Source organism: Mesorhizobium sp. M0028, assembly GCF_040323855.1.
In the GTDB taxonomy this organism is placed as follows: domain Bacteria; phylum Pseudomonadota; class Alphaproteobacteria; order Rhizobiales; family Rhizobiaceae; genus Mesorhizobium.
In genome coordinates this window covers 17,643-40,092 of the sequence record NZ_JAMYVG010000006.1, presented here as the reverse complement: position 1 = coordinate 40,092, position 22,450 = coordinate 17,643, and the positions used below count along the sequence as shown (strand labels likewise).

The 22,450-nt window shown below is 63.6% G+C and carries 30 protein-coding genes; 10 read left to right on the top strand and 20 right to left on the bottom strand.

What is annotated here, in order from left to right; genetic code table 11:
* Positions 1-8: 8 nt before the first annotated feature.
* The 8 genes from NKJ93_RS14145 to NKJ93_RS14110 form a co-directional block, all read right to left on the bottom strand.
* Positions 9-332 (bottom strand): Bbp19 family protein, encoded by a 324-nt coding sequence (locus NKJ93_RS14145; RefSeq protein ID WP_352589711.1) that lies wholly within the window; start codon positions 330-332, stop codon positions 9-11.
* Positions 329-2,071 (bottom strand): portal protein, encoded by a 1,743-nt coding sequence (locus NKJ93_RS14140; protein WP_352589709.1) that lies wholly within the window; start codon positions 2,069-2,071, stop codon positions 329-331. Before NKJ93_RS14140 ends, NKJ93_RS14145 begins: the two co-directional genes overlap by 4 nt.
* Positions 2,072-2,341: 270 nt before the next feature.
* Positions 2,342-3,493 carry an acyltransferase family protein gene (locus NKJ93_RS14135; RefSeq protein WP_352589706.1) on the bottom strand — a complete coding sequence of 384 codons (1,152 nt, stop codon included), beginning with the start codon at positions 3,491-3,493 and terminating at the stop codon, positions 2,342-2,344.
* A 320-nt stretch (positions 3,494-3,813) separates the two neighbouring features.
* On the bottom strand, positions 3,814-4,407 hold the full coding sequence (locus NKJ93_RS14130) for a hypothetical protein (protein ID WP_352496074.1): 594 nt from the start codon (positions 4,405-4,407) through the stop codon (positions 3,814-3,816).
* A complete protein-coding gene (locus tag NKJ93_RS14125; protein ID WP_352589703.1) occupies positions 4,404-5,159 on the bottom strand; it encodes a phage terminase large subunit family protein in 756 nt (251 codons plus the stop codon). Before NKJ93_RS14125 ends, NKJ93_RS14130 begins: the two co-directional genes overlap by 4 nt.
* A gap of 280 nt (positions 5,160-5,439) precedes the next feature.
* Positions 5,440-5,991 carry a terminase large subunit domain-containing protein gene (locus NKJ93_RS14120; RefSeq protein ID WP_352496073.1) on the bottom strand — a complete coding sequence of 184 codons (552 nt, stop codon included), beginning with the start codon at positions 5,989-5,991 and terminating at the stop codon, positions 5,440-5,442.
* A 79-nt stretch (positions 5,992-6,070) separates the two neighbouring features.
* Entirely contained in the window at positions 6,071-6,469 is a 399-nt protein-coding gene (locus NKJ93_RS14115) for a hypothetical protein (protein WP_023718144.1), read from the bottom strand.
* A 3-nt stretch (positions 6,470-6,472) separates the two neighbouring features.
* Positions 6,473-6,880 carry a hypothetical protein gene (locus tag NKJ93_RS14110; protein WP_352481621.1) on the bottom strand — a complete coding sequence of 136 codons (408 nt, stop codon included), beginning with the start codon at positions 6,878-6,880 and terminating at the stop codon, positions 6,473-6,475.
* Between the two features lie 399 nt (positions 6,881-7,279).
* Here NKJ93_RS14110 and NKJ93_RS14105 point away from each other — a divergent pair, with 399 nt between their 5' ends.
* Positions 7,280-8,098 carry a class I SAM-dependent methyltransferase gene (locus NKJ93_RS14105; protein WP_352589700.1) on the top strand — a complete coding sequence of 273 codons (819 nt, stop codon included), beginning with the start codon at positions 7,280-7,282 and terminating at the stop codon, positions 8,096-8,098.
* A gap of 214 nt (positions 8,099-8,312) precedes the next feature.
* Positions 8,313-8,618, top strand: a complete 306-nt coding sequence (locus NKJ93_RS14100; RefSeq protein ID WP_023675713.1) for a hypothetical protein — start codon at positions 8,313-8,315, stop codon at positions 8,616-8,618.
* Positions 8,619-8,694: 76 nt separating this feature from the next.
* On the opposite strand, the gene NKJ93_RS14095 is transcribed toward NKJ93_RS14100, so the two are convergent.
* The 3 genes from NKJ93_RS14095 to NKJ93_RS14085 form a co-directional block, all read right to left on the bottom strand.
* Positions 8,695-9,048, bottom strand: a complete 354-nt coding sequence (locus NKJ93_RS14095) for a hypothetical protein (RefSeq protein WP_023718140.1) — start codon at positions 9,046-9,048, stop codon at positions 8,695-8,697.
* Positions 9,049-9,270: 222 nt separating this feature from the next.
* Complete coding sequence (locus tag NKJ93_RS14090) at positions 9,271-9,702, bottom strand: DoxX family protein (RefSeq protein WP_352589697.1); 432 nt, start codon at positions 9,700-9,702, stop codon at positions 9,271-9,273.
* Positions 9,703-10,100: 398 nt separating this feature from the next.
* Positions 10,101-10,853 carry a tryptophan 2,3-dioxygenase family protein gene (locus NKJ93_RS14085; protein WP_352481624.1) on the bottom strand — a complete coding sequence of 251 codons (753 nt, stop codon included), beginning with the start codon at positions 10,851-10,853 and terminating at the stop codon, positions 10,101-10,103.
* Between the two features lie 156 nt (positions 10,854-11,009).
* Here NKJ93_RS14085 and NKJ93_RS14080 point away from each other — a divergent pair, with 156 nt between their 5' ends.
* Positions 11,010-11,486: an Lrp/AsnC family transcriptional regulator gene (locus NKJ93_RS14080; protein WP_031193729.1), complete on the top strand. Its 477-nt coding sequence runs from the start codon at positions 11,010-11,012 to the stop codon at positions 11,484-11,486.
* 24 nt (positions 11,487-11,510) lie between these two features.
* On the opposite strand, the gene NKJ93_RS14075 is transcribed toward NKJ93_RS14080, so the two are convergent.
* Positions 11,511-11,984, bottom strand: a complete 474-nt coding sequence (locus NKJ93_RS14075) for an Lrp/AsnC family transcriptional regulator (protein WP_352496077.1) — start codon at positions 11,982-11,984, stop codon at positions 11,511-11,513.
* A gap of 111 nt (positions 11,985-12,095) precedes the next feature.
* On the opposite strand from NKJ93_RS14075, the gene NKJ93_RS14070 reads away from it, so the two are divergent.
* On the top strand, positions 12,096-12,662 hold the full coding sequence (locus tag NKJ93_RS14070; protein WP_352481625.1) for an RBBP9/YdeN family alpha/beta hydrolase: 567 nt from the start codon (positions 12,096-12,098) through the stop codon (positions 12,660-12,662).
* 59 nt (positions 12,663-12,721) lie between these two features.
* On the opposite strand, the gene NKJ93_RS14065 is transcribed toward NKJ93_RS14070, so the two are convergent.
* From NKJ93_RS14065 to NKJ93_RS14045, 5 genes are all read right to left on the bottom strand, one after another.
* On the bottom strand, positions 12,722-13,675 hold the full coding sequence (locus NKJ93_RS14065) for a prohibitin family protein (protein ID WP_023718135.1): 954 nt from the start codon (positions 13,673-13,675) through the stop codon (positions 12,722-12,724).
* A 150-nt stretch (positions 13,676-13,825) separates the two neighbouring features.
* Entirely contained in the window at positions 13,826-14,533 is a 708-nt protein-coding gene (locus tag NKJ93_RS14060) for a GIN domain-containing protein (protein ID WP_352481626.1), read from the bottom strand.
* A gap of 46 nt (positions 14,534-14,579) precedes the next feature.
* Positions 14,580-15,146 (bottom strand): DUF1700 domain-containing protein, encoded by a 567-nt coding sequence (locus NKJ93_RS14055; protein WP_023718133.1) that lies wholly within the window; start codon positions 15,144-15,146, stop codon positions 14,580-14,582.
* Positions 15,143-15,469: a PadR family transcriptional regulator gene (locus NKJ93_RS14050; RefSeq protein WP_023718132.1), complete on the bottom strand. Its 327-nt coding sequence runs from the start codon at positions 15,467-15,469 to the stop codon at positions 15,143-15,145. The genes NKJ93_RS14055 and NKJ93_RS14050 overlap by 4 nt, the downstream gene beginning before the upstream one ends.
* A gap of 169 nt (positions 15,470-15,638) precedes the next feature.
* On the bottom strand, positions 15,639-15,809 hold the full coding sequence (locus NKJ93_RS14045) for a hypothetical protein (protein ID WP_023718131.1): 171 nt from the start codon (positions 15,807-15,809) through the stop codon (positions 15,639-15,641).
* A gap of 122 nt (positions 15,810-15,931) precedes the next feature.
* On the opposite strand from NKJ93_RS14045, the gene NKJ93_RS14040 reads away from it, so the two are divergent.
* The 5 genes from NKJ93_RS14040 (at position 15,932) to NKJ93_RS14020 (ending at position 17,747) form a co-directional block, all read left to right on the top strand.
* Entirely contained in the window at positions 15,932-16,186 is a 255-nt protein-coding gene (locus tag NKJ93_RS14040; protein WP_352589694.1) for a hypothetical protein, read from the top strand.
* Positions 16,183-16,491: a hypothetical protein gene (locus NKJ93_RS14035; protein ID WP_023675703.1), complete on the top strand. Its 309-nt coding sequence runs from the start codon at positions 16,183-16,185 to the stop codon at positions 16,489-16,491. Before NKJ93_RS14040 ends, NKJ93_RS14035 begins: the two co-directional genes overlap by 4 nt.
* A gap of 11 nt (positions 16,492-16,502) precedes the next feature.
* Positions 16,503-16,685, top strand: coding sequence for a DUF3606 domain-containing protein (locus NKJ93_RS14030; protein ID WP_023675702.1), 183 nt, complete (start codon positions 16,503-16,505; stop codon positions 16,683-16,685).
* 209 nt (positions 16,686-16,894) lie between these two features.
* Positions 16,895-17,092, top strand: coding sequence for a hypothetical protein (locus NKJ93_RS14025; RefSeq protein WP_031193725.1), 198 nt, complete (start codon positions 16,895-16,897; stop codon positions 17,090-17,092).
* Positions 17,093-17,135: 43 nt separating this feature from the next.
* Positions 17,136-17,747 carry a hypothetical protein gene (locus NKJ93_RS14020; protein ID WP_023718128.1) on the top strand — a complete coding sequence of 204 codons (612 nt, stop codon included), beginning with the start codon at positions 17,136-17,138 and terminating at the stop codon, positions 17,745-17,747.
* A 15-nt stretch (positions 17,748-17,762) separates the two neighbouring features.
* On the opposite strand, the gene NKJ93_RS14015 is transcribed toward NKJ93_RS14020, so the two are convergent.
* A complete protein-coding gene (locus tag NKJ93_RS14015) occupies positions 17,763-18,668 on the bottom strand; it encodes a S1C family serine protease (RefSeq protein WP_023718127.1) in 906 nt (301 codons plus the stop codon).
* A gap of 287 nt (positions 18,669-18,955) precedes the next feature.
* Between NKJ93_RS14015 and yghU the strand changes: the two genes are divergently transcribed.
* Positions 18,956-19,843 carry a glutathione-dependent disulfide-bond oxidoreductase gene (gene yghU, locus NKJ93_RS14010; protein ID WP_352589691.1) on the top strand — a complete coding sequence of 296 codons (888 nt, stop codon included), beginning with the start codon at positions 18,956-18,958 and terminating at the stop codon, positions 19,841-19,843.
* Here yghU and NKJ93_RS14005 read toward each other — a convergent pair.
* Both NKJ93_RS14005 and NKJ93_RS14000 read right to left on the bottom strand, forming a co-directional pair.
* Positions 19,840-20,634, bottom strand: a complete 795-nt coding sequence (locus tag NKJ93_RS14005; RefSeq protein ID WP_352589688.1) for a hypothetical protein — start codon at positions 20,632-20,634, stop codon at positions 19,840-19,842. The two genes, yghU and NKJ93_RS14005, sit on opposite strands and share 4 nt — an antisense overlap.
* Before the next feature lie 377 nt (positions 20,635-21,011).
* Positions 21,012-22,166 carry a KamA family radical SAM protein gene (locus tag NKJ93_RS14000; protein WP_502895809.1) on the bottom strand — a complete coding sequence of 385 codons (1,155 nt, stop codon included), beginning with the start codon at positions 22,164-22,166 and terminating at the stop codon, positions 21,012-21,014.
* Positions 22,167-22,450: the final 284 nt, after the last annotated feature.

The following is a 22,450-nucleotide window of genomic DNA, read 5'->3' as shown; positions in this document are numbered from 1 at the left end:
CCACCACCCTACCTCCCCTCCAGCCTCGCCGCCTTTGCCAGCGCCGCCAGCTGCGCTTCGTCCAGCGTCAAAAACCCCATAATGTGCTGCACCACTTCGGCCCGCGCATTGCTCAGCGCACTGTGCAGCTCGAAGCCGTTCGGCGTTTTTGTCTTGGCCAGCCACTCGCCATAGGACGGGCGGCGGTAATAGCCGGTCGCAGCCGTGAGGTCGGCCAGCACCATCTCGCCGTCCTGGCCTGAGAACACCCTGAGATAGGCCTTGGCCAGCGCATCTTGCGCCTTGGCCGGGCCGCCGGCCTGGCTGGAATGGGCGAAGCGTTTGCCACTCATACGCCCTGCCCGCCCGAAGCATCTTGCACACCCTGCGGCATCAGCTCGCCGAGTCCATCCAGCAGGCCGCTATCGCGCGCCTGTACGGCCGCCGGCACCGCATCCCTGGCGACCTTGCCGGCGGCGGCGACCGCCGCCATGCCGGCCTGTTCCTGCTGGGCCTTGGCACGAGCATCGCGAATACCGGCCACCTCGTCCTGGCGGCGAAAGATGCGCTGCGGGCTGCGGCCCGCGCCCTGCACGATCTTCAGTGCTTCATCGCCGTCGATATTGTCCATGATGCCGGGATCGAATTGCGCCATCTGCATGGCCGTCGTCACCACCTGGATGGTGTCGCGGGCTTCGGCCGAGCGGCGCAGCACGTCGAGCGGGCCGGTGAAGGTCGGCCGCAGCGCCTTGCCGGCGAGGCTCGCCGGCGGCAGGAAGCGGCTGTCTTCCTCGTAAAGTCCCTTGTCTTCCAGAATACCCAGCTCGCGGTCGAGATTGCTGGCAAAGCCGGCCTGGATGATCGAGCCGGACGGCCCGAGCAGCGCGCCCTTCTCCTCCTGCCGGATCAAGGCCTCGGTCGCCGTCATCTGCGGGTTCTGCACCAGCGTCTGGAACAGGTTGACGAACATCATGTCCCGGATCTCCTCGGCCCGGCTGTCGGCATAATTGAACGCATAGGTCGGGTTCTGGCCGGTGGCGATGGGCGCGATCAGCGGCCGGCCGGCATCGTCGATCAGGCCCGGATAATTCTCGCCGGGATTGAGCACCGGCACATAGTCGAGCCGCGCCTTGGACGCGGTCGCCGGATCGGTGATCTGCTGCAGGGCGCGCAGGCCGGAGCGCCGCACGGCGTTCTCCTCGCGCACCGTCGTCAGCGCCTCGATGGTCGGCGAGATGCCGTAGGGATCGCCCTCGTAGCGGCGCCAGTTGAAGCACGATACCGGGAACGAGCGAAAACCGCTTTCCCTGACGATCACCTCCTCGTCCTCGATGACGTGATAGGAAGCGAACGCCGTATCGAGATACTGATAGGTGCCGCTCAGACTGTACATTTTGCGCTCGTCGCGCGGCTGGATGCACTGGATCAGCGAGATCTTCGTCTCGCATTTCGAGGGGTCGTCGACCAGAACCTTGATCCGCATCGGCAGCTTTTCATAGCCGAGCAGTTGCGCCGCCTGCCGCGCCGTGCGCTCGTAGCGGCGGTGGAAAATATCGACCTGGCCCCAGCGGTTGCGCGAGAGATAGCCCTCGACCACGGGGATCGAGGCATAGCGGATCAGCGTGCCGCCAAAACCCTCCTCGGCGTAGAGATAGGCTGGGCCGTAGCGCACGACATTGCGCAGGCATGCCTGTGTTGCCGGCACGAAGTTCGAATTGGCGGAGTAGCGCAGCGAAAACAGGAAATCGCGCAGCGCTTCCGCCCATTCCTTTTCCTCGTCGGTTTCCTCGTCGTTGATTGCCGCGGTCGACAGCCCATGCCATTTCTCTGACTGCGGGATGATCAGGCTTTCCAGCCCGGCGGCCAGCCGGTTGGCGGCCGAGTTGATGGTGTTGGCGTAGACGCGCGCACCGCGCCGCTCCTGCCGTTCGGCCTGCGAATCCGTGCCGGCCTGGCGGCGGCCGCTCCACATATCGGGCGCATCGGGGTCGCAGAATTCGGACACCGCCTCCCAGACATGCTCGTACTGGCTGCGTTCGCTCTCCAGTTCTGCCTGTCGCGACAGAATATCGCGAGCACGGGAATCGCTCATGGTCAGCCTCGCTTGATGGATTTGATTGAAAAGAAGCGGCGGGACGCCGAAGCTGCCGACCTCCCCCTTGTGGGGGAGATGTCCGGCAGGACAGAGGGGGGCGCGAAGGATCGCAAGCCTGCGTTTTTTATGTTTTTCCGACCGGATTCGCCCAACCGGAATTCGCCTAACGTCGCGTTACAAATGATCCACAAGCCGGCGGGACAGCGCCCCCCTCTGCCCTGCCGGGCATCTCCCCCACGAGGGGGGGAGATCGGCAGTTTCAGCTGATCATGCGCTGCCCTCGAGCGCCGGGCTCCGCCCAAAACGCTGCACCACGAAACGTCCCATCTTCTGGCCGGGCACTTCGATCAGCGTGTAGGTGATCCAGGACAGCAGGCACACCACCGGCAGAACGACGACAGTGACGACCGCAAAGCGCAGCGGCGCCGACAATTCGTGGCCGAACTGGGTGATGACCAGGGCCGCGACCGGCTGGAGAACCAGCAGATGGATCAAATAGATGCTGAAGGAAAGCTCACCCATCAGATGAAAGAACCTGTTGGCGAGCGTCATGGCGATCTTTCTGGCCACGATGCCCATCATTCCCGGCAGCATCCGGTAGAGAACCAGGGCAAAGAAACCCAATACGAGCGCTTCCCGCATCAAAAGCTTGCCAAGCCCATAGCCGCCGCCGAAGGGCAGCGCGGCCAGAGCCATGGCCAACGCCAGATATGCGAAGGGCCGCTTTTGCCTTTGATGGACGACGCCCGCCAGCAGCATCCCGCACAGGAAAATCTGCATCTTCAGCGGCAGGAACGACGGCATCGGAAAATGCACCGACAATTGCCCCATCAACAACACGATCGCGCTGCCGGTGGCCGCTACCAGAATGGCGCTCCATACCCAGTCAAGCCTGCGCACCAGCAGCATGATCGCCGGAAACACCGCATAGAACTGCATCTCCAGCCCGAGGCTCCAGTCCGGCAGCGGCGTGCGATAGGCGAAATTCGGCACCAGGCCGAACAGGAACAGCAGATGGGCGCCAATATTCTTCAGGCCGCTGTCGAGATAACGCTCGGGCGCCTGCGGCGACCTCAGCAGGAACTCGTCGATGACCATCCTCGACTGGTAGAGATAGGGGCCAAGCGCCAGGGCAGCGCACAGCATGATGTAGAACAGCGGCGCTATCCTGAAGTAGCGGCGGGTCCAGAATTTCAGCCAGGTTTCCGGCCTTTGCCAGGGCTCCTTGTCCTGGCGCAGCTGGTAATGGAACACCATCAGGAAGCCGGACAGCATGATGAACAGATCGACGCCGAGGTCCGGTTCGCCGAGGATAGGAACCTGCCAGCCGGTCAACAGCAGGCAGTGCCCGATAAGCACCCAGATCGCGGCGAGCGCCCGAAGCCCGTCCAGGCACTCGATGCGCGATGTTTCCGTCATGCCGAACTTCTCGATAGCCATGTTGCAATGCAGCATGGCGGCTGAGGGAAGAATGTCAACCGTGCGGAAGGAACACGATTTGCGCTCGGTTGTTACGGAAAACGCGGAAGCTGCGATCTCCCCCCACGTGGGGGGAGATCGGCAGCATCACCCGCCTCTCTTCTTCACCAACCTTGCGTGCCGGCGCCAGTACCACCACGCCAGCACGCGGTTGCGGAACACTCTTCTCATCGCGCCCATGTCAAACCCCCAGCAGCACGCGGCGCTGGCCGGTGAGCTCACTGGGCGACAAATCGGTCTTCACCGTTCCCGCGGTCCCATCATTGGCCGCCAGCTGGGCCCGCAACGCGGCCTCGCGCGCCTGCACGTCCTTGTCGGCAATGGTCGGTGTCGGCGGCAACGGCTTCAGCGCCGGCGGCTTTTGAAAAAGGCACATGGTTTTCTCCAAAGTGAGAGATTCTCGTCCAGTCGTAGAGCAGAAAATCCTCGCCGTTCCGGCCGTAGCCCGGCAGGCGGCAGCGTTGCGTGGCACCAAGCCGGGCCAGCCAGCGCAGCGCCAATTCATTGGCGGCCAGCGCTCGCGCCTCGACCCGCCAGGCGCCGTGCGCCGCAACCTGCGGCCCGAGCACGGCGTGAAAGAATTCCGTAATCCCAGGCACGCAGCGCCTCATGCGGCGCGTGCCCCAGCTCCAGGCGATCCACAGCCCGCTGCGCTGTTCGGCGGCGCCGAAGCCGGCCTCCGGATTGCCGTCGAGCTCGGCAACATAGGCAAACCCCTGCAGCGCCGTCAGCGCCAGCAAAGCCGGCGACCACTCGTCGAACTGGCAGTCGATCTCGGCTCGGTCCTCCGGCCGCAGGTTGGCGGCGATATAGGAGAGATCGCGCAGTGTGGCGGGGATGATGCGGATGGTCACCGAAACGCCCCCAGCGGATCGGCCTGCCCCGCCTTCCGCCGCGCGGCTTTGAACACCGCCGGGTCGACCACCGCTTCCCTCAGCATCATCACGCCATAGCGGGTCGCCGCCATCAAATCGTCGCGCAACTTCACCACCTGGCCATCCCGGCGGTGATAGAGCCGGAACTCCTCGAACCACGGCAAAAGCGTCGAAAACACCTTGAAGCGGCCTGATTGCATGCGATCGAGCATGTCCATCAGCCCGGCCTCGACCGATACCGAACCGTCGGCGAACTGCGCATGGCTGGCGAGCATGTTCAGCCCATGTGCCGAATATTGCTTGGCAAGCGCGGTGCCGGCACCCTCCAGTGTCTCGCGGCGGCCGTCGCGCGGCCATGCCCATGGCAACCATTCGCCCCACGGTTTCAGAGTCAGCGCCTGCATGGCGGGAGTCTGCTGCGAAGCGCGGCAGGCCTTTGTGATATAGACGACGTCGGCCTCCGTATCCCAGGCGAGCTCGACCGCCGCCGAGGGATGGTCCCAGCCGAAATCGAGTGCGCCGAGCCGCGGCCAATAGCGCGGCAGCGGGAACGGCTCACAGGCGATCAGCTCCTCGGCCACCGGAAATATGCGGCCGGAGCCGAGCACCGGAATGCCTTTGGCCCGCGCCTCACGCTCATGCGCCGGATAGGCGGCAATGATCTCGGCGCGCTGCTGCGGCGTATAATGCTCGGCATCGTCGATGGTCATGAAGGTGACGTGACGGGTCATTGTTTTTCACCCTCGCGGCATTGAATCATGGTGGCAGGTGTTGGACGTATGCTGCTGTTCGGTAAGATGTTTTCATGATGGCGGGACAGCGCCCCCCTCTGTCCTGCCGGACATCTCCCCCTCAAGGGGGGAGATGGCAGCTTCAGCGTCTCGCTTATCCGCAAGCATTGGAGATTGGCGAAAGCCAATGCGACATCCAATCTCCCCACTAGAGGGGGAGATGTCCGGCAGGACAGAGGGGGGCGCGAAGGAACGCGAGTTGCGCGATTTCGCAGCGCTGTCATCCCCTCCCCATCCCTCCCACCTGCTCCGCGGACAAAAACAGCAGCACCACGTCCGACATGCCGAGCAGCGGCGTGAAGGTGACGATGGTGATGCCGCCGGTGGCGTTGGTGCGGGTCAGCCCTTCGGAATAGATGTCGAGCGGCGGCTCCTCGTCGAACCAGACGCCGTGCAGCGTTTCGCCCTGCCATTTCTCGCGGCCTTTCTCGTAGCTCTTGAACGACAGCACCGATTCGTCGGCCTGGACATCGCCGCCGCCGCCCCAGCGCACCACGACGCTGTCGAGCGCGCCCGGCGCCCGTCCCGCCATCGTGCTGACGAGGGCGTCGGCCGGGATCATCCCGGTGCCCCAGGCCGCCTGCTGCTGTGGCGGGCCGATCAGGATGCGCTGCGGGTTGTCGCGCGTGCTTTCACCGGTGACGCCGGCCGCCCACATCCGTACCGCACAATCGAAAACCTTGCCTTGCCACCAATCGGGATAGCGGCCGGTGAGGTGCATCGCCCACTCGGCGCCGCCCGCCCTGGTCTTGCCGAGCTGGTTGCCGGCCATGAACAGGCGCTCGCGATTGGTCGCGCCGGCTGCGTGAAATTCGGCCTGTCGGGGATAAGGCCGATAGGCGGCAAGCTGGTTAGTGCGGCGCCTCCGGTCCAGCTCCGCCAGCAGGCTGAGATATTCCTTCCTTGCCGCCCGGCTGGGCGAAGCCTTTTGCGAAGTCCGGCTTCTCGAGGAACGGCCTAAGGACGGCTTCGAGGCCGCGGATGCGCTGCCTGATTTCGTCATCGCTCAATGCATCCAGATTGTTGATGTTGACACTAAGATCCTTGGGCAGCACCGAGAGCACGAGCTTCAGATACTGATCGGGCTTTTCGGCGCGCACCTCGGCGATGACGCCGGCGCCATGGGCGCGGAAATCGGCGCGGATCGCTTCGAGGAAGCCGTCGGCCAGCGTCTTCTTCGCCCGCTTGGTTCGCTTGCCGGGTGCTTGATCGTGCGGCTGGGGATCGCCGGTGGAAGGAGCCTTGGCCATGCCCTACTCTGCCGTCCCGGCGGAGATCGCCGGCTTCTTGTTGGCTGGCCGCACAATGCGCTTGCGCGGCTTGGCCTTCTTGCCGGCGCGTGCCGACTTCGGCTTGTGCGGCTGGCTCGCCGGCTTCGCATCAGTCGGCGTGCCGGGCTTCATCGCACCGGCGTCAGGCAAGGCATTCAGCCGTGCCCTGAGAATTGCCACCGCCTTGCCGTCGAGTGCTTCCGACGGGAAGCCGAAGCCGCCGACCGCATCGACGGTACCGCCACGCAGCATACCGATCCGCACGCCGGCGGCGACCAGTTCGAAGCGGCCGATGCGTGCATAGGGTGCGGCGCCGGCGAACTCGCCAATGGCGCTGACGACCTCGTGGCCGTCATCGTCGGTGATGATGGTGGCGTAACGGTTGGACATGGGGATGTTCTCTGGGGTGGGCGCACGAGCGCGTTGCGGGATTCATGGTTGGTGATTTCGCGGTTCCGACGATCGTCAGGTCGCGTTCCTTCTCGCCCCTGTCCTGCCGGCCCCACAGCTGGCAGCTCACGTAACGTTTGGTCGAAAAAGAAGCCTGAAACAAAAAACCCGCCTCGGCGGGCGGGTCGTTGGAGCCAATTGGCACCATACCCAAATTAGTAGCATAGCTGCCGGCACAAAGCAAGAACAAAATGTGGCATCAGCGGAAAAAAATGCACTGACGACCTCGCACCCTTCATCGGTGGACGGCTGGAAAGAGGGGTTCTTTGGCGAGAAAGGCGGGGCATTGCGTGAGACTTGCGTTGATGGGATGGTGTTTGCGCTTGAGGGGAACGCGTCATGGGCAATGTCACCGGTCACTACGGCAGCGACGGCATCGTCGATCGCATATTGGCCGCGATCCCGGACGCCGACCCGGCCGGCAAACTCGCCGCCGCGCAACTCTATCCATTCGATCAGCTCCATGGCCGCGAACTGATCGCCACGCGGGAGCATGCTGCCCGTCTTGCGCCTTCGCCGATAGATCGGATCTTGGATATCGGCAGCGGCATTGGCGGGCCGGCAAGATTTCTGGCCTCGACCTATGGCTGCCAGGTCGACGGCATCGACCTGACGCCGGCCTTTGTCGCCGCGTCGAGCCGACTGACCGCACTCAGCGGATTGTCCGACAAGGTTCGCTTCCATCAGGCCGACGCGACGAAATTGCCTTTTGGCGACAGCACGTTCAATGCGGCGATCTGCTTCTATGTCGGCATGAACATCGAGAATAAGGCCGCGGTCATCGACGAGGCCTGGCGCGTGCTGAAACCGCGAGGCAGGCTGATCTGGACCGAGGCCGTGCTCGCCGGCGGCGCGCCATACTACCCCATGCCCTGGGCGGTTTCGCCGGCGACCAGTCACCTCGCCGATCGGGAAAAATTGAAAACCCTGTTTGCAGATGCCGGGTTTCGCATCGACGAGATCGTCGACGAAACCGGCGAACATGTTGAGCTGGCGCTGCAGAGAGCCAATTCCGGCATCGTGCCCTCGCCGGCGCAGCAGCAGGCAAATGAAATCGTCATGGGCGCGGAATTCCTGCAGCGCCGCCGCAACTACATCCGAAGCCTGAGCGACGGAAAGCTCGCCTCGCTCGCCGTGATCGTCTCCAAACCGGCCTGAAACAAAAAACCCGCCTCGGCGGGCGGGTCGTTGGAGCCAATTAGCACCATACCCAGATTAGTAGCATAGCTGCCGGCACAAAGCAAGAACAAAATACGTTGCGGCGGCAAAAAATGCGAGGTGGTGGGCGAAGCACACCGGCCGGCGAGACGCCACCGTCCGGATCAGAACAGGCATTCGCGCGTTTGAAGCTTAGCCAATGGGAGCAAAAGCCATGAACGTCGCCAATCTGCAACTCGAAGGCCTGCTTATGGCCATCGCATCGATCAATCAGGTCCTGGTCCGCAAGGGCGTGCTCTCTGTCGAGGAGATAGACATCGCCTTGCGCAAGGCCGAAGCCAGCGAGACCAACGAGGAAAGGTCCGAAGGCATGTCGGCGTCGAGCCGCGACGCCGTCAACTTCCCGATCCGACTGCTGGAGTTGGCCAATCAGTGTCAGCCGGAGACGGACATGCCTTCCTTCTCGAAACTGGCGCGCATGGTCGGTCAGATCAAGGAACCTTACAACGACCAGATGTGACGCGGCGATCATAACTGGCGCCGCGATCGGAGTTGACACAGCGATAACGGCTGCCGTGCCGGGCTGGCGGCGACTGCTAGCGGCCCTGCATGATCCTGATGACCTTGCTGTTGTCGGCGGTTGGCGAATGCAGCTTCACATAGTCGGCGTAGGTCAGTCTGCCACTGGCAATGGCATTGCTGATACGGCTGCACAGGGCCGTCTCGTACTTCGCCACGCTCACATTCATGAACGCAGCGTAAGTCTTCTTTTCGCCGAGCGACGTGGATTTCTCTCTTGCAATGCAGTCCTTGATGACCAGGCGCTTCACGGCAGGGCTGCCTTCAAGCGTGGCATGCATCGTGTTGAATTCGCCTTCGGTCAACGTGGTGCAGCCGGCAAGCAGTGACGCGCCGATCATGGCGGCAGCAAAACGCGTGGCGATGTTCATGAATTCCCCCTCAAGACCCGTGTCTTGCTTAGCCCGTCGAAAGTTTGAAGTACAGAGGGAATGCAGGCGCCTCTACAAAAAGCATAAACCTAGAACGCCCGTTACTTTAGCTGTCGCTTTTATTGCAGTCGACCTGCGATGGCCTGAATGACGGGACCCGGCCGTCCTCGATGTCACGACGATGCTGGTGCGGATCGAGACGCCGGATCCGAAATTCCGGCATCACCCCCTGCCAAGCTTCAGCGCCAGGACGCGGCCTGGCCCGTGCACGGCGGCAAACAGCAGCCCGGCCAGGAAGGTGAAATGGTCGACGAAGAAGCCGAACTCCGCCTGGTTGCCGGCCCAGTGCGATGGCCCGTGGAAGGCGAAGCCCAGGAACAGCACATAGGCGCCGGCGGCGAGTGCTGCCCAGGAGAAGAAGGCGCCGGTCAGGAAGCATAGGACGAGGACGACCTCGAGCAGGGCTGCGCACCAGGCCAGGAACAGCGGGAACGGAAATCCGGCCGCCGCGATATAGCCGGCGGTGGCGCCGATATCGATGAATTTGAAGGTCACGGCCATCAGGAAGACGGCGGCAAAGATCAGGCGGGCGACAAGGATTGCCGCGGTCTGCCACGGCGACTGAACGGATGATTGAGTGGTTTCCAAGGTCATGATGTCCTCCCAAGAGTTGCGACGGTTTCGCCCCAAGGACGCACCACCAGCCGCAAGCCCGACATCATCCCCCGAAAAACCTGCAGGATACAAGCGCGTAGCGGGCCAGACATTGCAGAACCTGGTTCCTCGCCCAATGGAGGCAGGGCGCATATGGGCAAGTGCCCCCTCACCCGGATTGCCAACCGAATTGCGAAGGGCAATTCGGGGCAATCCGACCTCTCCCCGAGGGGAGAGGAGGTCGCCTGCGTTGATGCCAGCCTCTTCTCCCCAGCGGGGAGAAGGTGGCCGCCCACGGGTCTTGCCTCCGGCAAGCCCGAGGACAGGCTCCGCGGCCGGATGAGGGGGACTCCCTATCGATTGTCTGCCTTTACTAGGGCGAGGAACCAGGTTCAGGACTACCCCACCTTGGCCCCCGGCTTGCTGATCGGCTCCCGTATCGTTCCATACTGGCTGCCCCAGCGGTCGGTCATCGCCCAGCGTATGTCCCAGAGCTCCGGGAAGAAGCGGTGGCGGGCGCCGGCCTCCAGCAATTCGACCGGCCGGCCCTTCAGCGATTTCGCGCCGAGGCCGATCGTGCGGTGGATGAGGTAGAGGTGGTTGGCGCGGAATTTCTGGAACAGCTCGTCGAACTCGACCAGCGCTTCGGCAACGACATAGCTGTCGCCGTGATCGTAGCCGGCATCGTAGACGTCCTCGACCGAGAGCCCGCGGCCATCGAGGTAGGACGCCTTGAAGGCCCGCCACAGATCGGGCGGCAGCCGCAGCAGCTGCTTGAAGCCCGGCGATTCCTGGCCGCTGCCATTGCCGAGCTGCAACCGGATCTGCTGGTATTCCTTGGGCGACATGGTTTCGAGCAGGTCGAGCTGCGCCGTCATCATGCGCATCAGCCGGTGCACGCGCCCCATCAGCGTGACGATGCGATGCGTGTCCTGCTTTTCCAGGAAATCGACGACGTCGACCAGCGTATAGGCGATGAGCTTCATCCACAGTTCCTCGACTTGATGCACGATCTGGAACTGCAGCTCGTCGGCATTGACCATCTCGGCCAGCGGCTTCTGGCAGGCGAGCAGCCTGTCGCATTTGAGGTAGACGCCATAGTCGCGCATCTCAGGCGTTTCGATGCGGGCATAATAGTCCTGCTTGTCCATGGCCATGCTCCTTGCCCCGGCCGTCGGGCCGCAGGCGCTTGTTGGGTCCCGGTCCCCGAGTCTAATCGCTTTCTTGCCGAACATTGTCCCTTTCTGTTATTCGGCTGGCGGGAAACAAAGGACAAAAACTGCATCTGAAGCGGAAGGAAAGAACGAATGCTGCTGGATGCGGTCGACCGGAAGATCGTCGCGGCGCTCGAACGCGATGCCCGCATCTCCTTTGCCGCGCTCGCCGACGAGGTTGGCCTGAGCAAGACGCCGTGCTGGAAGCGGGTCAAGGCGCTGGAGGACGCCGGCGTCATCCGCGGCTACTCGACCCGCATCGACCCGGCCAAGCTCGGCTTCGGCATCGAAGCCTTTATCCAGGTGTCGATCGATTTCGAGCTGTCGGACGCCTTCGAGGCGGCGGTGCAGAAGCATCCGCTGATCCGCCGCTGCCACGCCACGACAGGCGAGGCCGACTATCTCCTGCAGATCGTCACCGTCGACATGATGGCGCTCGACAGGATGCTGCGCGAGGAGCTCAGCCGGTTACCCGGCGTGCGGCGCACGATCACCTCGATGGCGATGCGCGAGATCAAGGGCGGCATCTCGTTCGCCAATGCCGTCGGGCATACGCAGACAAAGCGATAGACGGGCGGCGGGGCGGCGCCCCGGTCAGGCCCTCGTCACCAATTCGCGCCCCAGCCGCTTCGGTGGCTCGGCGCGCAGAACCACATTTGTCGTCACCGTGCCGTAGTGGCCGATGCTGTCGACGATGCTTTCAAGGTCGGGCGGTGACGGGACCACGACCTTGACCAGAAAACAGTCCTCGCCGGTCACCCGCAGTACCTCGATCACCTCCGGCAACTGGGCGAACTTCTTCAGGCAGGCCTGGATATGCTCATGCGTGGTGCGCAAGCGGATGACCGCCATGGTGCCGAGCCCGAGCGCTGCCGAATTGATCACCGCCTTGTAACCGGTGATGACGCCGCGCTCCTCCAGCCGCTTCACCCGTTCCGAAGCGGCGGGCTGGGACAGGCCGACGCGGCGGCCAAGCTCGGAGATGCCGATGCGGGCATCCTCCTGCATGATCTCGATGATCGCCAGATCGGTGGGATCGAGCCTTGGCCGATAATCGCCGTTCCGCATGATCACCTTTAATCCATCGGATTTCTTCGCTGCTTTCCGATGATCTCTCATTCCGCCGCCTGGGAGAAGACCTAGAATTGCGCGCGTTGCATCAGGAGAGAAGGGCTTCGCATGACCGAATTCATCATTGTGCCGGGCATCGGCGGATCGGGCAAAGCCCACTGGCAGACACGTTGGCAACAGGCGGACCTGGCGATGCGGCGGTTCAGCCCGGCGAGTTGGGACGCGCCGGACTTCGACGACTGGGTGGCTGCGCTGGAAGCCGCTGTAGGCCTGGCAAGGACACCACCGGTGCTCGTCGCCCATAGCCTCGGCTGCCTGCTAGTCGCGCACTGGCAGCGGATCTCGCCCCGCGAGGTCGGCGGCGCGTTGCTGGTTGCGGTTCCGGACCCTGCGTCGCCGGCCTTCCCCTCCTCCGCCCGCGCCTTCGCCGAGACACCGCAACAACGGCTTCGCTTTCCCTCGCTGATTGTCGCCAGCACCAACGATCCCTACGGCTCGCTGGACTATGTCAGGGCAAAATCCGAGCGCTGGGGCAGCGATCTCCATATCGCCGGACCGCTTGGCCACATCAATGGCGACAGCGGGCTCGGCGACTGGCCGGCGGGAATGGAGCTGCTGACGGCTTTTCTCGGGCAAACGCAAGCAAGCGCCCGAGGCGCCGTGCTTCAGCCGTGACCGCATCAGGACGGCTACCGCGCCGCCGCCCTGACCTGGTTGCGCCGCGATGCCGCGCCTCAGTTCGATGCTGCGGCCGGCGAGCTGAGTTCGAGGAACGGTACGGTTGAGCCCGGGATCATCGACTTCGGCAATTCCCCGTTCCATCTCTCCGCCTTGGTCAGTTCGACCAGCAGCGGATTGTTGGCGATTGCGGCGGCGCGGGCCTTGATGGCTTCCGCGGTCGCCTCGCCTTCGATCCTGGTCTTGTAGGCGCTGGCTTCGGCTTCGGCCTTGACGCTGTCGGCGCGGCCCTTGGCCTGGGTGACGGCGATGTCGGCCTTGATCTTTTCCTGCTGCAGGTTTTGTTCCTGCTTCTGCACCTCGACCTGCGCCGTCATCCTGGCTTCGACCGCCTGCTCGTAGGCGTCGGAGAAGTCGATGTTCTCGACCTGCACGCTGTCGATCATCACCGGGCCATCGGTTACCGCCGCAATGGCCTCGGCGACGTCCTTGTTGAACTTCGCCCGGTTCTGGATCACCGACACCGCGTCGTACTGGCCGAACACCGTCTTGATTTCCTGCGGTGCTTTCCTGGCGATGACACGGTCGGCCAGTGCCTCGATCGACCCGTAATTGGTGTAGACGTTGCTGACTTCGGCGGCCGGCACGTGGAAATTGACGGTGACGCGCATGTCCGCCGGCTGCTGGTCGCGCGAATAGGCCTGCATGGCCGGCAGGCCGCTGCAATCGTTCTGGTTCTCGCAGCCCCATTTGAGCACCTGCTGGCGCAGGCTGATCTTCTCGACGCGCTGCAGCCATGGCAGCTTGAAATGCAGCCCGGGATCGACGACCGAGCTCAGCGCCCCGTTGGTCAAGAGCACGCCGCGGTCGCCCTGGTCGATCGTGTACCAGGATCCCAGGAGCGCAAAGACGCCGAGCGCCACGATGACGAGGGCGATCAGGCCGGAACCGATCGACGCCGTCCCCGGCTTGCCCTGCGGACGGCCCGAATTGCCTTGCGTATCGGTCATTGCCCCACCCCAACTTGATTGCCCGTGCTGGTTTTGCCCACAATAGTGGCGGCATTGCAATCCTCTGGACATGGAAGGATGTTCGCGCCGGCCGGTCGGACCGGCCGGGTGGTTCGGCCGGCCAGGGCAATTCCCTACGCCGAAATTGCTTTACGGCACCTGCGTAATGCTGCCGCTGCCTCTGACCTCCGAACGCCGCATGGTCGGGTGCCCATAGACGTCGACGTCACCGCTGCCGGAAATCGTGACGTCCGCATACGCTTGTGCGGTAATCTCCGCATCGCCGCTGCCGCGGATCTCGATCCGCGCGGATTGGGCGATAAGGTTCCTGAGCCGGCCGGTGCCCGAACCGCGGATATCCAGATCGACCGTCTGGGCGGTTCCGGTTGCGGTAACGCTGCCGCTGCCGCGGATGTTCAGCTGCAGCCCGGGCTGATTGATCTGCGACAGGGCAAGGTCGCCGCTGCCGACCACTTTCCAGTCTGAAATTGCCGGCCCCGACACGCTGACATCGAACCGGGACGCGAACCAGCCCGGTTCGCAATCCAAGGTGAGCCTGCTGCCTTCCATCCGCACATGGTCGATCAGGGTCGACTCGCCGCTGACGACGGCCTCGGCCTTGTCACCCGGCTGATAGCGGACTGAAGCCGGCAAAGCGATCGTGAAACTGCCGTCGTTGCGGAACGGCAGCGTGACCTCTTTTCTGGTCGATGTGGTTGCTCCGCAGGTGGATTGTCCGCCAATCCATGAACCCCCGGCGTTGATCCAGTCCGGCCCGGCCAGCCCGATGCCGACGGCCAGGAAGAGCGCGGCGCCGGCCAGTCCCGCCGCTGCGACGAATGCCAGTTTTCCAGTCATGGTCCGTTTCCTTCAACGTGATGACAAATTGCGATCTTGGCACAGCTCAAGCCTGGTTGCGGTCCGGGTGGGTCAGACGGGAATGCATCCGGGCATAGCGCCCGAAGACCTGTATGCCGGCGCTCGACCCCAGCAACAGCAGGGCGCCGCCGCCGAGGAACCCGCACACCAGTCCGGCGCCGATGAAGACGCGGCCAAGCATCGCCGTGAGCGTGCCGCCGGGCTCGAACAGCAGCGTGGTCAGAATGATCTTGATGCCCAGCGCACCGATGGCGACAAGCGTGATGCCAAGGCCGAGCGCAAGCACGACCGCGGTGATGAGCAGCGGCAGCAGGAAGACGATGTCGACGAAGGCAAGGCCGGCAAGCGCGAACGTCGCCGCCAACATGTTCGACACGCTCCAATGAGTTTCAAAACGGCGCAGCCCAGCTTCGGCGCGGAGTTCGCGGGCAAGCCTGGCCGGGTCACCCAGGGCCGCCGCGACCTCCGCTTCGCTGCGGCCCGAGGCATCGGCGAAATGGGCGGCGTAGTCGCCAATAATATCCTCGATCTCCTGAGTTGGCAGGCCGGCGAGCCCCAGTCTCAATTTTCGCAGGAAGGCATCCCTGGTCATGGCAAATCCTCAAGAAGTTTGTCGACTGCGCCCGCGAGCGAGCGCCAGTCGCGGCGATGAGCTTCGAAAGCCTGCTGGCCGAGCGGCGTGAGCCGGTAATATTTGCGCGGCGGCCCGCTGCTCGACTCGACGATGCGGGTGGCGACGAGGCCGTCATTCTGCATCCGCCGCATCAGCGGATAGATCGTGCCTTCTCCCATGTTCACAGCGGCGACCAGCGTGCTGGCGATCTCGTAGCCATAGCTTTCGCCCCGCGACAGCACGGCCAGGACGCACAACTCGAGAGCGCCTTTTCGCAACTGCACCTGGATCGAGTCGGTCATGCGTAACTTCCAATTCAATGGCTGTATATAACATGCTACCTGTTTATGCAAGGTAGCGATTGGTAGCTCGCCATCAGGCTAGGCGGACAATGGAGATTGGCTTTGAAAACCGTTTGTCTGTTTGACGCAGTTTCGGACGGAAAACCGCCGACACTTTTCTGGAACCGCTTTAGCGGACTTCCACTCCAGCCGCAGCGTCGCGCTGGTAGGCGTTGCCTGACGCGTCCTTCTGCCGTTCGGCATCGCTTTTGCGCTTCGGGCAATCCTCGTAATTGTGGTCCCGCCCACCGCAGTAGGAGCAGCATTTTGCCGGCGCGTCGGAGCGAAGCATCGTTGGCATGCACAAGAATGCACGAAAACCCGACAGATTGCTAAGGCTGCGGCACCGGCAAGGTCGATTTCGCCACGGAACCGCTGCCGTCGCATGAAAGTTATCTGCTCATTGCAACCGGAGCACAGGACATGGCCGACGACCAGAACCGCTACGAGACCGGAGCGAGGAAATATCCGGCAAAGACGAGCCCCGACGCGGCCGACGAATTCTCGCAGGATGCGGCCGGCAACAAGCCACCTCCCGGCGGCATGGGATTGACCAGGCCGGCTGACGATTTCGACGACAAGACCCGGCATTCGGAGGGCCAGAACCCGCCGCGCGCAGCGATCCGTCCAGACGGCAAGGCTACCGGCAAGAAGCCCGGCAAGGATGCAAGACGATGAACGTCGCCAATCTCCAGCTCGAAGGACTGATGATGGCAATCGCGGCCGTCAACAACGCGCTGGTCCACAAGGGCCTGTTATCGGTCGACGAAGTCGACATGGCGTTGCGCCGGGCCGAGGCGGCGATGACCAGCGACGAGCGTCTCTATGAAGACATGTCGCCGTCCAACCGCGACGCCGTCTGCTTTCCGCTCAGGCTGCTGCAGGCGGCCAACAATGCCCAGGGCGAAACCGGCGTGCCGTCCTTTGCCGAACTGGCCAGGATGGTCGGCCGGACCAAGGAGCCCTATAACGACCAGATGTGATGGAGGACGCCATGGCCGACGACAAATCCAAGACCAAGCAGGATCGCAAACTGGTCTCCGGCGAAGAGCCATACGAGGTCGCTGCGTTTGCCCGCAAATACGGCATACCGCAAAGCGAGGCCGCGACCATTATCAAGCGCTACGGCCCCTCGAGGAGGAAGCTCGACGCGCATATGGCGAGCCGCAACGCCTGATCCACGTTGGCGGCCGGCGCCGCTCACGCCAGAAGCGTCCCTGCCCTGCCGCCTTGTCGAGATCCGCCCCGCCGGGCGGCCTGCTGTGTGTCAGGCTCGCCGCTGCGGGATTCAACGCCTGGTTTTGATAGCCGTGGAATACTCTCGCGGCGCAACAACTCATTTACCTCGACACTGTACCAGTCCGGTGAGCAAAGCCGGGGGGTCGGATGCAGGAACAACTATTGCGCTACGAATGTGTCTTGGAGCCGAACGGACGATGGATGGTGTGGGACATCGTTCACGATCTGCCGGCGCAATTTTCGCAGATCGCGCTGATCGGCCTGAGCCGTCGTGAAGCGGTTTCGCTCTGCCGGCTGCTCAACGAGACGAGCCGTTCCGAGACGCGGCAGAGCCGGGCCTCCTGAGAAGCGCGTGCGTCTCAGGCCTGCCCAAGCTCGGGGGATTTACATGCGATCGACAATATTCGGTCTGGTCCTGTTGCTGCCGGCCGCCGCCCTGGCGGAGCCGATCGAGACCCAGAAGATCATCACGGCGGCGACCGGCGACTGGAACGGCGATGGCGCCGCCGATCTGGCGATGATCGTCGAGACCGAGCCCGGCTATTCCATGGACCTGCATTTGTTCCTCAGGGACCGCGACGGCAATTTTCTCAGGCCTGCCGGGGTCGTGCATGAACAGATTTACGCGGAATGGAAGGACTACGACCGGCCAGGCCCCGCCACATCCGACGCCGAGCCCGAACTCACCGCGCTCCCCAACGGCTCGATCAAGCTCTATATTCCGGCGATGGAGATCGGCAGCGAGCGGACCAACAAGACGCTGACGCTCGCCTGGCGCAACGGCACGTTCGTCGTCGCCGGTTTCGCCTACGAATATTGGGATTACATGGACGACAATGTTGCCGGCGACTGCGACTACAATGTGCTGACCGGCAAGGGCAAAAGCAGCAAGAAGCTGGCGGACGGCACCACCAGGCACGCGACCGTATCGGTCGAAGGCAAGGTCATCCCGTTCGCGGAGTGGACCCCAGGCACTGGCTTCAGCGCTTGCGGAGCGTGAGAGGTTTCGGTTGCCTCACTGCAGCGGCGGCTTCCACAGCAGGCTGTTGCGATCGGCGGATTTGACGCGCAGCCAGGTTTCGCGGCCGTCGCGCAGCACGCGGATCGGGATCTCGGCGCCCGCCGGGCCGCTCTTCCACAGCTTGCGATAAAAATCGGCGAGCCCGTCGACCGCCGCGTCGCGGACATCCGAGATGACGTCGCCCTGGCGCAGGCCCGCCTGGGCGGCCGGGCCGCCCTCGGCGACGCTCATCACCACGACCTTGCCGTCGCTCTCGGCCGAGAAGGCGCCGAGCCACGGCCGCGGCGGCCTGGCGACCTGGCCGCGCGTCAGGAGATCGTCGAGGATAGGCGGCAGCAGATCGATCGGCACCACCATGTTGATGTCGGCGACCTCACCGTTGCGGCTCATCTGCAGGCGCAGCGAACCGATGCCGAGCAGCCTGCCATCAGCGCCGATGAGGCCGGCGCCGCCCCATGAGGGGTGGGCCGGCGCCGTGAAGATCGCTTCGTCGAGCAGATATTCCCAATAGCCGGCGAATTCCTGCTTGGTGACGATCTGCGCCCGCACCGAGCGGCCGACGCCGTCGGCGAGCACGACGGGATCGCCGATCTTCGCCCTGGACGCATCACCGAGCGCAATGGCGGGCAGTCCGAGCGGCGCCAGCGCCTGCACCAGGCCGAAGCCCGATTCCTGATCGTAGGCGAGCGCATGGGCGGGCACCACGCGGCCGTCCTGGTCGGCCAGCCAGACCTCCTCGGCCTCGGTGATGAGATAGCCGATGGTGAGCACCAACCCGTCGCCGCGGATGACGACGCCGCTGCCTTCGCGGCGGGTGCCCAGCGCGTCTGCCGTGAAGGCGTCTTCGGGGACGGTGGCGCGGACGGCCACGATGGATCGCAAAAGGGGCTCGATATTCATGCTTTGGTTCCTGGCAATGTTCGCAGGCTGATATGAGGTTCGCAGGCCGATATGGGCTATAGGTATGGCGCAGGTGACCAGGCGCAAGAGGCGGCGCCGGCTTTGGTGTGGACCGGCGCCTCGCCGTTGGCGCCGGGGTTTTGCAACAGCGCCGGCCGCCCTATCTGTACCTACGGCTATCCGAAGCTGTCCTATGCAAAGTTCCTCCTCCATCACCCAAGTTGATACCCTGAGATCCTCCCCAATCCTTCCAATCCCCAATCCTTCCAATCCAAAGGCCTCCCGACATGAACGACTACACAACGGACCAATATACGCCGCCAAAAGTCTGGACCTGGAACAAGCCAAATGGCGGCGCTTTCGCCAGCATCAACCGGCCGATCGCCGGCCCGACGCATGACAAGGAACTGCCGGTCGGCAAGCATCCGCTGCAGCTTTATTCGCTGGCGACGCCGAACGGCGTCAAGGTGACGATCATGCTGGAGGAGCTTCTGGCGCTCGGCCACAGCGGCGCCGAATACGACGCCTGGCCGATCAGGATCAATGACGGCGACCAGTTCGGCAGCGGCTTCGTCAAGGTCAACCCCAACTCCAAGATCCCGGCCATGATGGACCGCAGCGGCGAAAAGCCGATCCGCATCTTCGAATCCGGTTCGATCCTGCTCTATCTCGCCGAAAAATTCGGCGAATTCCTGCCGACAGAGCAGCCGGCTCGTGCCGAAACCCTGTCATGGCTGTTCTGGCAGATGGGGTCGGCGCCCTATCTCGGCGGCGGCTTCGGCCATTTCTATGCCTATGCGCCGATGAAGATCGAATATGCCATCGACCGCTTCGCCATGGAGACCAAGCGGCAGATGGACGTGCTTGACCGGCGCCTGGCCGAAAGCGAGTATTTAGGCGGCAGCGACTACACGATTGCCGACATCGCGGTGTGGCCCTGGTATGGCGGGCTGGCCAAGGGCCGCATGTATGATGATTCCGGCGAGTTCCTGAAGGTGGAAGAGTACAAGAACGTGCAGCGCTGGGCCGACGCCATCGACGCCCGGCCGGCGGTCAAGCGCGGCCGCATGGTCAACCGCACCTTCGGCGAGCCTTCGATGCAGCTGCACGAGCGCCATGACGCCAGCGACTTCGAGACGAAGACGCAAGACACGCTCGAGGCGGCCAAAAGCTAAGCGGACGACGCGCCGATCTCCCCCCTCGTGGGGGAGATTGGCAGCTTCGGCTGGCTCGCCTCCACCGCCGCCATCCACAGCCGGTCGATATCGGCCAGGAATTTCTCGTCGAGCTTGTCGAGGTGCTTCCAGTACATGCCGTCCTCGAAGAAATAGCCGAGTTCCTTCTCGATCCTGTCGGCCTCCTCCGCCTGATCGAGTTGCAGGCCGGCAAGCATCTCCGCCTTCATTTCCGAAAGCTGCGAGGAAGACAGCGCGCCGAGCTCGTCGAGCGTCAGCCGCGGGAAGATCAGCCGGCTGCGCGGCAGGTCGGATAGGTTGACGCACAGGCACCCGCGCCGGAGCGCATGGATGAGCAGGCGGGCCGACTTCGCCTCGAGGTTGCGCAGCGTGACGTCGTTGCGCAAAGGGTCGGCGCGGCCGACGCCGTAAAAATGCGTATTGCCGGGCTGGTCGTAGATCATGTCGCAGCCAAGGAATGCCAGCACGTCGGGCTTCTGGCTGTGGATCGTCCAGTAGGCCGCCGTCATCGACATGGTGCCGCCGGCATAGACGAAGCCGCCAAAGCTGTTTTGCGCCGGAACGTAATGCGAGGCGCTGAAGATCTGCGCCTGCTGCAGGGGATCGCCTTGCGGCATCCGCTCCGCCGGGAAATCGCCGGCATGGACGAGGAAATCCCAGTCGGGGCGCACGCGCCAGGCATTGTTGATGGCGACGATCTTGCCGAAGGCCTGCTTGGGCCAGGCCGCGCAGCGCACCACATCGGGGGCGCTGCCGATCAGCAGAATCACGTTTGGCGTTCCGTCGATCACCATACCCCCTCTCGACCGACCGAAATGCATCTCAAGGCCGCCCGGTTGAACGGCTTTATAGCCTCAACGCCGCATCGAAACACCAGCCGGATTTAGGCTGACATCAACAAAAGGGAGCTTTGCCAGCCGGTTGTAAAGTGTGGCCTCAGGCACCGTCGTACAAGCAGGAGGCAGGTTTTCCCGCTAGCCCAAAACCGACGATATGAGTTGGGCGATATATATTAGTTGACTAAACTAGCGGAACGTCCAATGCACATTCCCAGAACCGAACATGTCCTGTCTAGACCATGATATCTATATGGGACATTACTACATAAGCTGAACGCGACCTCGACGGTTCGGTGGCTGCGCGTCCCCTACTCCCCAGCAACCTCCCTGTACGCCCTCACAACCCCATCAAGCCCACGTATCTGCCACGTCTCCCCGTCCCGCGCCTCGAGATAGGACCGGCCGAGCGGCACTTTCCCTCCGCCGTCCGGCAGGTCCAGCACATAGACGGGGTTGCAGATGCCCGACAGGCGCGCACGCAAGGCGCTGACCAGCGCCTGGCCCTCGGCGATCGTGGTGCGCCGGTGCGCCATGCCGCGCGCGAGATCGCCGTGGTGCAGGTAATAGGGTTTGACGCCAAGGCGGTACATCAGCTCGCGGCACAGCTCTTCCAGCACCTCGACCGTGTCGTTCACGCCTTTCAGCAGAACGCTCTGGTTCAGCAGCACGAAGCCGCCCTGCCTTAAAGTACGGCAGGCCCGCTCGGTCGCCTCGGTGATCTCGCGCGGATGGTTGAAATGGGTGACGACCGTGACCATCAGCCGGCCCTGCAAGGCTTGAACCAGCCCGCCGGTGACGCGCGAGGGCAGCGCCACGGGCACGCGGGTGTGGATGCGCAACAGCCGCACATGCTGGATCGCCTCGACGCGGGCGCGGATTTCCGTCAGCGTCTTGTCCGGCAGGGAGAGCGGATCGCCGCCGGTCAGAATCACCTCGCGGATTTCCGGATGGGACTCGATGTAGGCGAACGCCGGCTCCAGCGCCTCGCGCGAAAAACCCCGGCCGATCGAGGTCAGCGACTCCTTGCGAAAGCAGAACCGGCAATAGACCGCGCATTGATAGGTCGGGAACAGCAGAACCCGGTCGGCATGGCGATGCGTCAATCTCGGCACCGGACTGAAGGCGTGGTCGGCGATCGGATCGTCGAGCTCGCCCTCCTGCTCCGTCAGTTCATTGGGCGACGGGATGACCTGAAGCCGTATCGGATCGGCCGGGTCGCTCCAGTCGATCAGGTCGAGATAGGCCTTGGGAATGCGAACCTTGTGACGCGTGGCCGCGGCTTCGGCCGCCGCGCGCTCGGCAGGCGACAGCGGCAGGGAATCCAGATCGCCTATGTGCCGCACGCCCTCGCGAACATCGTCCTGCCATGCGGCATCCGCCTCGTCGGCACGCTCGTCATCGGCTGTCATGCCGGCCGCATCGACGGCCATGCTGGCGTCGGGGATGTCGGGATGTGAGGTCATGGAGGCTCCTTGAATTCGGGCTGGGTACAGCATTGGAGCCACGACTTGAAGGCAATAAGCGGTGTTGGGCCGGTTGGAGTGCGCGGCCAGGAGGCGGCGGCCGTCCACTGATCAGAAACCAACGTCCCGCCCGCTGACGCATAACATTAGCTTGCTCTTATATTAGCTTGAGCGTATACACATAAACGGCCGGTAATCTACCCCCCACCGGTTAGGCTCGGCGCCAGTCCCTCCCTACCCCTCAGGTCAACGACGCCGGGCCGCTCGGCCGCCGCAATTGAGGC

Coding starts and splice junctions, on each gene's coding strand:
- NKJ93_RS14145 (WP_352589711.1), bottom strand. CDS start 332: ATGAGTGGCAAACGCTTCGCCCATTCCAGCCAGGCCGGCGGCCCGGCC.
- NKJ93_RS14140 (WP_352589709.1), bottom strand. CDS start 2,071: ATGAGCGATTCCCGTGCTCGCGATATTCTGTCGCGACAGGCAGAACTG.
- NKJ93_RS14135 (WP_352589706.1), bottom strand. CDS start 3,493: ATGACGGAAACATCGCGCATCGAGTGCCTGGACGGGCTTCGGGCGCTC.
- NKJ93_RS14125 (WP_352589703.1), bottom strand. CDS start 5,159: ATGACCCGTCACGTCACCTTCATGACCATCGACGATGCCGAGCATTAT.
- NKJ93_RS14120 (WP_352496073.1), bottom strand. CDS start 5,991: ATGGCCGGCAACCAGCTCGGCAAGACCAGGGCGGGCGGCGCCGAGTGG.
- NKJ93_RS14115 (WP_023718144.1), bottom strand. CDS start 6,469: ATGGCCAAGGCTCCTTCCACCGGCGATCCCCAGCCGCACGATCAAGCA.
- NKJ93_RS14110 (WP_352481621.1), bottom strand. CDS start 6,880: ATGTCCAACCGTTACGCCACCATCATCACCGACGATGACGGCCACGAG.
- NKJ93_RS14105 (WP_352589700.1), top strand. CDS start 7,280: ATGGGCAATGTCACCGGTCACTACGGCAGCGACGGCATCGTCGATCGC.
- NKJ93_RS14100 (WP_023675713.1), top strand. CDS start 8,313: ATGAACGTCGCCAATCTGCAACTCGAAGGCCTGCTTATGGCCATCGCA.
- NKJ93_RS14095 (WP_023718140.1), bottom strand. CDS start 9,048: ATGAACATCGCCACGCGTTTTGCTGCCGCCATGATCGGCGCGTCACTG.
- NKJ93_RS14090 (WP_352589697.1), bottom strand. CDS start 9,702: ATGACCTTGGAAACCACTCAATCATCCGTTCAGTCGCCGTGGCAGACC.
- NKJ93_RS14085 (WP_352481624.1), bottom strand. CDS start 10,853: ATGGACAAGCAGGACTATTATGCCCGCATCGAAACGCCTGAGATGCGC.
- NKJ93_RS14080 (WP_031193729.1), top strand. CDS start 11,010: ATGCTGCTGGATGCGGTCGACCGGAAGATCGTCGCGGCGCTCGAACGC.
- NKJ93_RS14075 (WP_352496077.1), bottom strand. CDS start 11,984: ATGCGGAACGGCGATTATCGGCCAAGGCTCGATCCCACCGATCTGGCG.
- NKJ93_RS14070 (WP_352481625.1), top strand. CDS start 12,096: ATGACCGAATTCATCATTGTGCCGGGCATCGGCGGATCGGGCAAAGCC.
- NKJ93_RS14065 (WP_023718135.1), bottom strand. CDS start 13,675: ATGACCGATACGCAAGGCAATTCGGGCCGTCCGCAGGGCAAGCCGGGG.
- NKJ93_RS14060 (WP_352481626.1), bottom strand. CDS start 14,533: ATGACTGGAAAACTGGCATTCGTCGCAGCGGCGGGACTGGCCGGCGCC.
- NKJ93_RS14055 (WP_023718133.1), bottom strand. CDS start 15,146: ATGACCAGGGATGCCTTCCTGCGAAAATTGAGACTGGGGCTCGCCGGC.
- NKJ93_RS14050 (WP_023718132.1), bottom strand. CDS start 15,469: ATGACCGACTCGATCCAGGTGCAGTTGCGAAAAGGCGCTCTCGAGTTG.
- NKJ93_RS14045 (WP_023718131.1), bottom strand. CDS start 15,809: ATGCCAACGATGCTTCGCTCCGACGCGCCGGCAAAATGCTGCTCCTAC.
- NKJ93_RS14040 (WP_352589694.1), top strand. CDS start 15,932: ATGGCCGACGACCAGAACCGCTACGAGACCGGAGCGAGGAAATATCCG.
- NKJ93_RS14035 (WP_023675703.1), top strand. CDS start 16,183: ATGAACGTCGCCAATCTCCAGCTCGAAGGACTGATGATGGCAATCGCG.
- NKJ93_RS14030 (WP_023675702.1), top strand. CDS start 16,503: ATGGCCGACGACAAATCCAAGACCAAGCAGGATCGCAAACTGGTCTCC.
- NKJ93_RS14025 (WP_031193725.1), top strand. CDS start 16,895: ATGCAGGAACAACTATTGCGCTACGAATGTGTCTTGGAGCCGAACGGA.
- NKJ93_RS14020 (WP_023718128.1), top strand. CDS start 17,136: ATGCGATCGACAATATTCGGTCTGGTCCTGTTGCTGCCGGCCGCCGCC.
- NKJ93_RS14015 (WP_023718127.1), bottom strand. CDS start 18,668: ATGAATATCGAGCCCCTTTTGCGATCCATCGTGGCCGTCCGCGCCACC.
- yghU (WP_352589691.1), top strand. CDS start 18,956: ATGAACGACTACACAACGGACCAATATACGCCGCCAAAAGTCTGGACC.
- NKJ93_RS14000 (WP_502895809.1), bottom strand. CDS start 22,166: ATGACCTCACATCCCGACATCCCCGACGCCAGCATGGCCGTCGATGCG.